This window comes from Vibrio mytili (assembly GCF_000830505.1).
GTDB lineage: Bacteria > Pseudomonadota > Gammaproteobacteria > Enterobacterales > Vibrionaceae > Vibrio > Vibrio mytili.
Window position 1 is genome coordinate 1 of record NZ_JXOK01000020.1, and the last position, 11520, is coordinate 11520.

At 42.4% G+C, this 11520-nt stretch carries 7 protein-coding genes and 4 pseudogenes; 7 read left to right on the forward strand and 4 right to left on the reverse strand.

Features of this window, described 5'->3' with window-relative positions; translation table 11 throughout:
• A pseudogene (locus tag SU60_RS07245) lies at positions 1–766 on the reverse strand (hypothetical protein); the annotation flags it as partial.
• Between the two features lie 8 nt (positions 767–774).
• Positions 775–918, reverse strand: coding sequence for a hypothetical protein (locus SU60_RS22750; protein ID WP_164833040.1), 144 nt, complete (start codon positions 916–918; stop codon positions 775–777).
• A gap of 396 nt (positions 919–1314) precedes the next feature.
• On the opposite strand from SU60_RS22750, the gene SU60_RS07250 reads away from it, so the two are divergent.
• The 4 genes and pseudogenes from SU60_RS07250 (at position 1315) to SU60_RS07265 (ending at position 6029) form a co-directional block, all read left to right on the forward strand.
• Complete coding sequence (locus SU60_RS07250) at positions 1315–2631, forward strand: TolC family outer membrane protein (RefSeq protein WP_041154938.1); 1317 nt, start codon at positions 1315–1317, stop codon at positions 2629–2631.
• Between the two features lie 2 nt (positions 2632–2633).
• Positions 2634–3254 carry an OmpA family protein gene (locus SU60_RS07255; protein ID WP_041154939.1) on the forward strand — a complete coding sequence of 207 codons (621 nt, stop codon included), beginning with the start codon at positions 2634–2636 and terminating at the stop codon, positions 3252–3254.
• A 147-nt stretch (positions 3255–3401) separates the two neighbouring features.
• Complete coding sequence (locus SU60_RS07260; RefSeq protein WP_041154940.1) at positions 3402–3755, forward strand: DUF2750 domain-containing protein; 354 nt, start codon at positions 3402–3404, stop codon at positions 3753–3755.
• A 274-nt stretch (positions 3756–4029) separates the two neighbouring features.
• Positions 4030–6029: pseudogene (locus SU60_RS07265) on the forward strand (tetratricopeptide repeat-containing diguanylate cyclase).
• On the opposite strand, the gene queC reads toward SU60_RS07265, so the two are convergent.
• Positions 5989–6684: a 7-cyano-7-deazaguanine synthase QueC gene (queC, locus tag SU60_RS07270; RefSeq protein WP_041154941.1), complete on the reverse strand. Its 696-nt coding sequence runs from the start codon at positions 6682–6684 to the stop codon at positions 5989–5991. The pseudogene SU60_RS07265 and the gene queC overlap by 41 nt on opposite strands.
• A gap of 14 nt (positions 6685–6698) precedes the next feature.
• Positions 6699–7349, reverse strand: a complete 651-nt coding sequence (queE, locus tag SU60_RS07275) for a 7-carboxy-7-deazaguanine synthase QueE (protein ID WP_041154942.1) — start codon at positions 7347–7349, stop codon at positions 6699–6701.
• Positions 7350–7524: 175 nt separating this feature from the next.
• Between queE and SU60_RS07280 the strand changes: the two are divergent.
• The 3 genes and pseudogenes from SU60_RS07280 to SU60_RS07290 form a co-directional block, all read left to right on the forward strand.
• A pseudogene (locus SU60_RS07280) lies at positions 7525–8333 on the forward strand (Cof-type HAD-IIB family hydrolase).
• A 189-nt stretch (positions 8334–8522) separates the two neighbouring features.
• Positions 8523–9479 carry a GntR family transcriptional regulator gene (locus SU60_RS07285; RefSeq protein WP_041154943.1) on the forward strand — a complete coding sequence of 319 codons (957 nt, stop codon included), beginning with the start codon at positions 8523–8525 and terminating at the stop codon, positions 9477–9479.
• A 252-nt stretch (positions 9480–9731) separates the two neighbouring features.
• Positions 9732–11520: pseudogene (locus tag SU60_RS07290) on the forward strand (TonB-dependent receptor); the annotation flags it as partial.

Sequence of the window (11520 nt, forward strand, 5' to 3'; positions counted from 1 at the left end):
CGAGTTCGCCTTCCGGTACTTCTGTATTGTTTAGCTCATTGGTGAGACTGACATCAATAATTGTTGGCTTCGGATCATCATCCAACACTGTTGCCGTACCAGTAACCGGAGACTCTTGTTCTTGGGTTACCCCAGATAAAGTGAAGGTCTCTGCTCCTTCGTAAGTTGAATCATCAATCGTGTCTAAGCCAACAGTGAACGATTCAACACCGACCGGGATGGATACGCTAAAAGTACCATCTTCATTAACGGCGACCTGTTGAGTCGTACCATCTGGCAAAGTTATCAACACTTGTGAGTTGACATAATCAACGCCATCTCGGCCTTCTTCACCACCAATGGCAGTCACATCTGCCAACGTAAAATCAATCGTAGTTTCCTGCTCTGTGGCTTGATCAAGCGTCACTTCAAAGATAACAGAGTCACCTTCGTTTACGGTTGGACTATCTATTGTAGAGACTTCTGAAGTGGCCGGAATTGGAACTGTCGTCGGTTCTGGCGGCTGAAATATTTGCAGAATAGTTTGAATTTGAGTGACCGAAAACCCTACTCCTTCCAGTCCTTGCGTTTCAAAGTTGGTGTTCGCGAGAGATTCCGCACCAGTTCGAGCGATGGCCCCCGTTGTTTGTGGGCTAGACCCATTTGCCCCACCCGCTGCAGTAGCGAAATCTTCACCGAGTTGTGTAGGGTCCTCACCAGCTGCAATGGCATCAATTAAAGCGGTAATGTCGTTCGTTACATTTATTGAACTGCCTTCAGGGGTCACTTGTTCAACTACCAGTCAGAAGTATCTGAAATTTCTTCAATTACCAGTTCCCCAGGACGAGGTTGCTCTCCTTCCTCAAGAGTTCTGATGTTACCGTCAAGTCCGATAACCACAATATTGCCCGCAAATGAGCTCAACATTACTCGATCCATAATCCACCTCGTCCCACTCAAACTAAGTCAAAAGTTTGTCACCTCATCATTTACGTCTATAGTTTAGTCAAAATCATAGCTTTTTCGTTGTATGTGTAATGGGATAGATGATTAGAGCTCAAGGGGCGGGGTTCGTTGTTCAATCATATTTTACTATTTGGAAGTCTGCTATGATGTTAAAAATTCAAGACTTTCTGTAGCTTTGACCACTTTCAATGGCAGACATGCTGATTTGTTATGGTAAGATTCGTGCAATAAAGGCCTTGAATTTACTTATAAAAAGCCTAGGTTTAACAGTAGGTTGATAATTTTCTCACCAAACACTGTTATTTGTATGCGCTATCTCACATTTGAGATAATTTAACAAAAATCGACATGATTTTTAGGAGAGCTACCGTGAAATGGAACCGACTCAACACTGCTCTTTACTGTTGCTGCTTAGTGTCTTTACCCGTTTTCGGTCAAACGTTAGAGCAAGCTGTCGCCCTAACGTTAGAAAATAACCCAGATATCAAAAGTGCATTTAATGAATTCAGTAGTAGACGCTACGTAAATGATGCTGCGTCAGGCGCTTACCTACCATCATTGGATTTAGATGCAGGTATTGGTTATGAAGGGATTGACCCATCAGACGAAGTAGGTAGAGGCAATACTGACTACACCAGAAAAGAGGCGTCTGTCACTTTAACCCAATTAATTTGGGATGGCAGTGCTACGCTTAATGATATTGATCGAACCGCGGCTGATGCTGAGTCGGTGAGATTCCAACTCTTGGCTGATGCGTCAGATAAGGCACTTGAAGTGGCGAAAGTTTATCTAGATGCAGTTAAAGCTTATGAGGTGTTAAAACTCTCAGAAGACAACCTCGCGGTACACAAAGATATTTATACTGACATCAAAAAACGGGTCACGTCTGGCATCGGGTCGACCGCGGACATGACGCAGGTTGAAGCTCGCTTAGCTAAAGCGCACGGAAATCTTGCTGCAGCCCAAAATAACCTGTACGACTCGCATACCATGTTTACTCGCTTAGTTGGGCAAACACCGCAAGGATTAATCTTCCCTCGTGCTGACCAAAATTTTATACCTCACACTGAAGAAGAGGCCGTCAGTTTGGCTCACCAAGTACATCCTGTGATTCAAATTGCTCTTGCCGATGTAGACTCTGCTAAGTTTCAATACAAACAATCTAAAGGGGTCTACTACCCTACGATCTCTATTGAGGCCTCGCAAACTTGGAAAGACGATGCAGACGGTTTAAAAGGCAGAAGTGACGAAACACTTGCCATGCTGCGCCTACGTTACAACTTGTTTAACGGAGGCAGTGACGTTGCTAACGCAGAAAACTACGCATATCAATTGAACAAAGCGAAAGACTTACGCGAAGGTGCATACCGAAATGTAGAAGAAGGCCTGAAACTTTCTTGGAGCGCACTTGATTTGACGCTGCAACAAAAAGAATTTTTAGCTGATCACGTTGATTCTGCGTCCGAAACCGTCATCGCGTATGAAAAGCAATATAGGATTGGTAAACGAACTCTTCTTGACCTCTTGAATACACAAAACGAGCTGTTTGAAGCGCGTAAAGATTACCTTGATTCTAAGTACGCAGAGCAATACGCGAAATATCGAGTGATGAATGCGACAGGCCAACTTCTTAGTGCATTAAGAGTAGAAGTTCCGGAAGAATGGCTAGAGAAAGTGGAGTACTAATTATGAAATACATCTCTATTATTGCACTCACATTTGCCATCTCCGCTTGCAGTTCGACAAACCAAAAAGATGGTGACGAATACGAATACATCGAAACGCCAGTTGCAGATCAACCCGCTGATTTAGTAGATGATGACAGTGACGGTGTTATCAACGAAAGAGATCTCTGCCCTGGCACTCCTATTGGAGCAGAAATTGATAATGATGGCTGTGGTAAGTATGCGAATACGTCGCAACAAATGCAGCTTCGTGTTCTATTTGCCAACGACTCAGACGTCATTAACCCTATTTTCACTAACCAAATTCGTGAACTGTCTGAGTTCCTGAAAGAATACCCAAGTACCTCGATTGAAATTCAAGGGTATGCTAGCCGCACAGGAACCGCAGAGCACAACTTGGACTTATCTAAACGTCGCGCGCAAAATGTAAGGCAAGAGCTGATCAAAAATGGCATCAGTCCAAGCCGTGTTACGATTGTGGGTTATGGTGATACTGTTTTAGCAGTTCAAGGAACTGACGAAGTGACTCATGCCCAAAACCGAAGAGTAACAGCAACTGTCGTCGGTCATAAGGGTGCAGTCGAAAAAGAATGGACAATATTTACCACGTTACCTAAAAACTAAATATCTTTTCACTGCTTAAGTGACCAATGAAAAAAATAAAAAAGGGGCTTCGGTCCCTTTTGTTTTAACTGTACAACCCCCTATTAAGCTTTAGGAATTGAGCCTTTAGTGTTACTCTAGCGGCATCATAATAGTGAGAGTTTTGAAATGAGCAAACTTACATCAGATATTCAGGCAAACCTTGATCTTTTCGTATCAGAAACCAAAGCAAACCAGCTGGTTTGGGGATTACGTAATGAGGAAGGCTGGCTGTCCTGCGATTCAACTGAGTTCGAGAATAGCGAAGTCATGCCTTTTTGGTCTTCTAAGGAAGATGCTCAAGCGCATAATGTCGATGAATGGGCAGACTTCTCAGTTCTAGAAATCCCATTAGATATCTTTGTTGAGGATTGGCTGCTCACTCTTGCTGAGGACGGCGTTCTGGTTGGAACAAACTGGAACGATCAGTTGGAAGGCAAAGAGATGGAACCTCAAGATCTCGCCAAGCTTTACGTAGAATAAGCTACAAAGCTTAATCCTAACCAAAGACTGTATAAGGCCTCAAAGTACTGAGGTCTTTTTATATCCGTGTTGTATTTGCAGTCTCATTTTTTAGTTCACAACCTCTAGAACTAGATTGTAGGTACTTTCCTTTTCTGTATAAATTCCGATGCACTTCATAATTTAGCTTTATTTATTACGTTTATACCCTTCACTCTCGCCTTCCAAACATTACATAATGAGTAATCACTAAATAATATCCCCTACGATGAAAAAAACACAACGCAGATCAAAAATGCGCACCTTGTCCCCCTTGTTTTTATGCCTATTGTTTGGCATTCAAGTCCATGCGAACACAGCTCAAACCCAACCTCAAGACCGAAGTGTTACCCAATGGCATGCCGTCTATCAAACTACATTGAAAACAAACTCTAAGTCGGCATTGACTATGCTTCAAAACAGATACCACACTGTCAACTCGATCAGTGAGAAGCTGTATGTAAGTGGTTTAATTTACGAATATATGACCAACATCAAACAACCCTACTATGGCAGCAGTCAAACCATCAAAAACCCTTTTTCTGAGCTTGAATCAAAATACATTCTTGCACTAAACGAACGTAAACATGGTAGTTATGAAGCATCAGTGGACCGTTTCATTACGTTGCGCAATGAGATGAAAAACATCTCAGATATTGATAGCCAAGCGCTGATGAGCTATCAGCTTTGCTACACCTTGAACCAACAAGGACGATACGATAATGCTCACTTTTTCTGCTCATCATTAGAGAACCATTTACAACAACAGCGCCAAGAAAGCGTCCCCATCGATCTCGCACTCCGAGTCATTGCCAATAATTACAACTTTCGTGGAGAAAATGAAAAAGCACTAAGTGTTTATCGACATCTGTTGGAAGTAATGCCAGCACAAAGTGATGCTTCCGGTGTCTACAATGATGTGGGAAATTTGTTCGCAGAGCTGGGGCAATTCGAACAGTCTGAGAAATACCTAATTCAAGCCCTACTCGCGCGTCAGGCTAACGAAGAACAGTTAAAGGTTGCGCAAACAGAGCACAGCCTGGCCGCCATGTACAGTAAAGCAAACAAATTTGAAAAAGCCATAACTCATTACCAGAACTCTTTAATGCTTCTCGAGCAACTTAACTACCCTTATGGCAGGGTCTTGTCTACTTAGGGCTTGCTTCTGCAATGGCTGAAGTTGGGAAGTTAGAAGAATCCGTCAGTTACATTGATGCGGCGTTAGGGCTTGGTGAACGCCATGAAAACATGCATCTGCAAACCGAGGCTCATTTAACCGCTGGTTTTTCCTATCTTAAACACAATGACATTGCCAACGCGATACGACATGGTCAAAAGGCATTAACTATAGCAACCGAAATATCCAGACCACTTCTCCAAGCCAAAGCAGAAAGATTGCTCGCTGATGCTTATTCTGCCAATCAAAATTATAAAATGGCGCTGTTGCATTCAGAGTCGTACACTAAACTTGAGCTCGCCAGTCGAGATGCTAGCACAAGCAAGGCGTTAGAAGCCTTAAGCTTATCCAAGAATGAATATGAATTTGAGCTTCAACGCATTCGCCTTAACAATGAACGTCGTTTACAACAAAGTGAATTTAAAAAGCTAACTGAACAAAAACGAGCTTACAATATATTAGTGTTCTGTTTGATCACCTTATTAATTTTAGCGTTACTCGTTCAACGCCAGACAAAAAATAAAGCTCGCTTAGATAGTTTAACCTGTGCGTTAAACCGAGCAACTACGATCAAAACGATAAAAGAACAGACGACTCATGCAAAAGCGGATAGGCGTTACGTCTTAGTTTTAATCGATCTAGATAACTTTAAGGCCATCAACGATACGTACGGGCACCCGACCGGTGATCTTGTGTTACAACAAGTCTGTAGCAGCATAGCCGCACAACTTAACAAAGGTGAATGCATTGGTCGATTAGGTGGCGAGGAGTTTATCGTCTTACTCACAAACGTCGATGACGTGGAGGTAGCCTTCCGTGTTCAAAGCTTACATAAGACCATTTCAGAACAAACCATAAATGTGGGAAAAAGCGAGACGGAAGAGAAGAAAGCAGTAACCGTTTCCGCAAGCTTAGCCTATTTATCGACATCAAAACCATTAACCAATTTTGATGAATTGTATACGATCTTAGACCAAGCTTTGTATCAGGCTAAACACAACAGTAGCGGTACGATTATCGAAGCTTATGACGAGCCGATTAGCCTTGAGACTTCTGCTTTTGAATCAACGATGCCATAACGGCTGTTTTATTGTTCAAGTAGTCGTCTAATCCTGCTTTACGTAAGTCACATGATGGACAATTTCCACATCCATCACCAATGATGCCGTTGTAACACGTTAGTGTTTTTTCACGCACGAGTTGCAGCGCGTCATATTGGTCGGCAAGCGCCCATGTTTCGGCTTTGTTTAACCACATAAGCGGCGTTTTTATTTTAAGCGTTCGGTCCATACCCTTTACCAGCGCCGAAGTCATTGCTTTTACAAAATCATCACGACAGTCTGGATAGCCACTAAAGTCGGTTTCACATACACCAGTGATGACGGTATCTGCACCAATCTGATACGCGTATATCCCTGCCAATGTTAAAAACAGTATATTGCGACCCGGAACAAATGAGTTTGGCAAACCATTCTCTTGTAGTTCATGAGACACCGGGATGTCGTCTCGGGTTAACGAACTGATGGCCAATTCATTGAGCAAGCCAACATCCATCACTTTATGCGCTTTAACCCCTAGCTCTTGAGTTAGCTTCTGAGCGACTTCAATTTCTAACTTATGGCGCTGACCATAGTCAAAAGTAATCGCATGAACTTCATCAAATTCTTTCAGTGCTTGAACTAGGCATGTAGTTGAATCCTGCCCACCACTAAAAACAACGACGGCTTTTTTCATTTTGCTCTCCAAGTTTAAGCGATACTTAAATATTTATGAGTTTGAATCGATAAGCGCCAATTCCGTTCAACACACGTATCAATACACAATTGTGTTGCTCGTGGTTTTTGGCTGATTGGTTGAAGTGCAACTATGGTTTTTGGAGAAACGCCAGCAGAAGCCAACAATTCATCAAGATGATCAATGTCTTTCTGAGTACCTACCGGATGTTTTATTTCATTCGCGCGTTCTAACGCACTCTTCAATACTGGCAGTTTACCTTTCATTGCCACTTTTGGTGACACTGTCACCCAAGTATTATTAGTCGTTATCACTTCATACGTGCCACTGGTTTCAATCTGACACTGACACCCAATAATTTCAAAAGCTTCGGCCAAAGGACGTAAATCGTAAATACACGGCTCACCGCCAGTGATAACAATGTGCTTTGCGTTAAAACCTTGATGCTTATATTGCTCTACGAGGTCACTTGCTGATGCAACACACCAAGTTGGAGAGTCTCCCGTCTTAACCAGAATATCACCAATTGTCCGCTGGTCCGATTCTGCGGCTTCCCAAGTCTGTTTCGTATCGCACCATGAGCACCCTACAGGGCACTCTTGTAAACGAATAAAAACGGCCGGAACACCCGTAAAGATTCCTTCTCCTTGGATGGTTTCAAACATCTCATTTAGCTTATACAACGTAGAACTCACTCAACTCATCATACTTTGAGGCGAAGACCATAATGGACAGGCGTGTCGAGGTCAATTTAAACCAAAAATTAATTGTTAAAATAGGCCATTTTGTAGTTTCATAGTGGGTCTAGATGTTAGTTCTCTCACTTTTAAGGTAAGTAAAATGTATAAACTGATCGCCCTCGATATGGATGGTACCTTGTTAAACAGCGACAAAATCATCTCTGAAGAAAACAAACAAGCGATCGCTAAGGCTCGTGAGGCAGGCGTTACTGTTGTGCTCGCATCCGGTAGGCCTATTGAAGGTATGCAGAGCAAGTTAGAAGAGTTAAATATTGGCTCTGATAAAGATTTTGTGCTTTGTTACAACGGTTCCATTGTAAAAAACGTCGGTACTAATGAGATCATTCATCAAAACATTATTGATGGTAAGTCAGCAAAACTTGTTGCACGACATGCAAAGGAACTCGGTGCTTACGTACATGCATTTAGCCAAGAGCATGGCCTGATTACCAATGAAAATAACCCTTACACCGATATTGAGGCCAAAATAAACGGTCTCGAAGTGACTGAAATGAACTTTGAATCATTGGAAGACGATCACCCAATCATCAAAGCAATGATGGTCGCAGAACCGAGTAAACTCACCGAGGTAGTTGCTGCAGTCCCTCAAGAATTACGCGACTCCTTCACCGTCGTGCAGAGTGCCGCGTACTTTTTAGAGTTTTTAAACCCGCTCAGCAATAAAGGGATTGGCATTGCTGCTATTGCAGAACACCTAGGAATCAAAGCTGAAGAAGTGATCAGTATGGGCGATGCAGAGAACGATCACCATATGTTGGAATTTGCGGGACTCGGTATTGCAATGGAAAATGCGATGGAAGAAACCAAACAGATCGCAGATTACATTACCGAAAGCAATGACAACCACGCGTCGCCAAAGCCATAGAAAAATTTGTTTTAGATATTTGATAACCCATATTCCCTACCCGTTCACATAAATCACTTCGCAGATACGCAAAGCGGTGCGAGTCTACGTGCCGCTTTTGTGAAAACCCGCCCAATCGCATTTACGTAATGGAAGAACAATTAATAGCAATACAATTCGTTTATGTTTACCATATTTGTAATTAAGGTAATTAAAACAACGATTAGAGTTTCATGAACACAACTGCAATGACTCGACTCCAACAAGATTTGTTGTCCAAGCTTATCGCAAGGCTTAAAGCCGATAACGCACAAGCAGGTAGCAGCCTTAATGAGTCATCCTTAGCGCAGCAATTCGAAGTTTCGCGAACGCCGGTTCGTGCCGTTTTAAAACACCTGTGCGCGCAAGGCGTCACTAAAGCAGTTCCTTACAAGGGGTTCGTATTACAAATTGCTGCGGAACACATTAACGATTGCTACCAAAACAGTAATGAACCATCTCGTGAAGAACAATTATACTTGCAGATTCTAATAGACTTGTTTTTTGGCAAGTTGAACTCTTCATTTTCAGAGAAAGACCTGCAGCAGCGTTATAACGCTCATCGCGGTGAAGTCCAGAACGTATTACGCTTATTGGAAAACGACGCCATCTTACGCCATAGTCCAGGTTATAAATGGCAGCTTGACGGAGTTTTGAATACTCTCGATAGTCATGCGGAAAGTTATCGTTGTCGCCTACTTTTTGAACCTGCCGGTTTACTTGAGCCAACTTGGAAGCTTAACCGAAAAGGTCTAGAACGTTGCCGTGACAAGCATGTAAAGGCTATAGCAAAACCAAAATCGGTCACTGCTAACCAACTATTTAATCTCAGCGCCGAATTTCATGAACAACTAGCGGCATGTTCACGTAATCGCTTTTTCTTGAGCATTATGCAACAACATAATCGTCTGCGGAAAGCGTCCGATCTTGTCTCAATGCAACTTCAATCTTCAGTCACTACCTCTTGCCAGCGCAGGCTTGATATCATTGAATTACTCCTGAGCGGGTATAACCAACAAGCAGCAGATAAACTCACCCAGTTATTAGAAAATGATATTCGCGTGATGAAACGTACTTACAATGAAGTGATGAATGCGTCAGAGTTACAACGGCAGCAACTTCTCAACAAAATTTCCAATTTGAAGAGCTAATCAGCTCCAATCCCCTTCTCGTCTGATTAAGGCCTGTCTTTTTTGATGCTATACGCTTAATTTCCAAAACGATTTTTTAAAGTGGTAGCACTCGTAGTTTAAGGCTTCTCCCCGCTTAATCTAACAAGCTCGAACAAAAATTATAGCCCCATATTGTATTTTTGCATCAAAAATACAATAATAATGATTCTTATTTGCAAATTAAAAGTCAGCTTACTGCTCAAAAGACTTTGTATCAACATAGAGAAGAAAATGAACATTAAAAAAGGACGTTTAAAAGTTTCCACCGCAGCAATCGCGGTTGGCACGGTTTGCACAGTGTTTACAGCCCAAGCACAAGAATACACAACCGATGAGAAGCTCGTGGTCGTTTCTAGCCGAACCCCTAAGGCAATCAGCGATATACCAGGTACGGTTTGGTATATTGAATCTGAATTGATTGAACAGGAATATCGTGGTGGGAAATCGCTAGGTGAAATCCTAGCCTCCGCGATTCCATCTTTGGATGTGAGTAGTGGCGCGCGAACTAACTACGGGCAAAACTTACGCGGACGTAAAATGCTTGTCATGATCGACGGTGTTTCTTTGCAATCCTCTCGTCAAATTAGTCGTTACTTAGATTCTATTGATCCATTCAATATTGATCGCATTGAAGTACTTTCAGGCGCAACATCTCTCTATGGCGCAGGTGCATCAGGTGGCGTCATTAATATCATCACCAAAAAGGCTCAAAGCGAAGACCTAGAGCTAGAAACGTTTGTCAGCGGGTCATCGGGCTTCAACTCGAACGAAGATTTTGATTATAAAATTGGTCAGTCCATTTCAGCAGGTAATGAAAAATTACAGGCGCGTGCATCTGTCGTCTATAGCGAAACGCAAGGTTACTTCGATGCCAATGGAGAACTCGTTACACCAGACATTTCACAAGGTTCATTGCAATTTAACCAAACCGTTGATGTCCTCACTACTATTGGCGTCAATATTTCAGAAACTAAAAAGCTAAACGTTTTAGCGCAATATTATGATAGCCAACAAGACTCGCCTTACGGACTTTACATTGTCGGAAGAGACTTTGTTGATGTACGAAAAGGTTTTGATTCTGATCGCGAACACGGTACGGAACGCATGATGTTCAGTGCCTCTTATATCGATGAACAATTCCTTGGTCATCAATTGATAGCTGAAGCCTCATATCGTCAGGAAGACCAAACGTACACGCCGTATTATCAATCGTCAGGCCAACAAATTACGGATGTGGTGTCATTAAAAGCTGCACTCGCGAAAAGCATTGACCGATTTAACTTCGTTTATGGTATTGATGCGTACCAAGACAAACTCGATAGCAATCAGGCACTTTATGATTCAACTACGGCTAATAATTCTGGAAATTTAATCAACAAAACCTATTCAAAAGTTGGTCGCTACCCCGGCGTTGAAGTGAGCTCTATTGCGGGATTCGTACAAGCGACTATGCATTAACCGATGATTGGAGCCTAGAAGGTGGATTTCGATACCAATACATCACTAACGATATTGACGATTTCATTGGTTACAGCCAACAAAAACAAATTTCCGCAGGCAATGGCACTTCGGCCGACGTAGTACCAGGTGGGAAAACTGACTACAGTGTGGGCCTTTTTAATCTAGGTACGGTCTACCATCTCGATAAAGATTCACAAATCTGGGCCAACTTTTCACAGGGTTTCGATCTCGCCGATCCTGCCAAATACTATGGTCAAGGAAACTATTCATTGGTTGGCGAACACTGGACGTTGGACAAAAGCATCAACGTCGACAAGTCAAAAATGTCAGGGATAAAAACGAATAGTTTTGAACTTGGCTATCGTCTAGACACAGGAGAGTTAAATATACAAACCGCCGCATATTACTCTCAATCAGATAAATCGGTAAGCTACAACAAAACGACGCTACTTATCGATGAAATAGACGATAAAAAGCGTGTCTATGGATTGGAAGCCCTTGCCTCCTATTGGTTAGATGACAAAATACAAATAGGAGCCTCTGGCCATTACGTAGTATC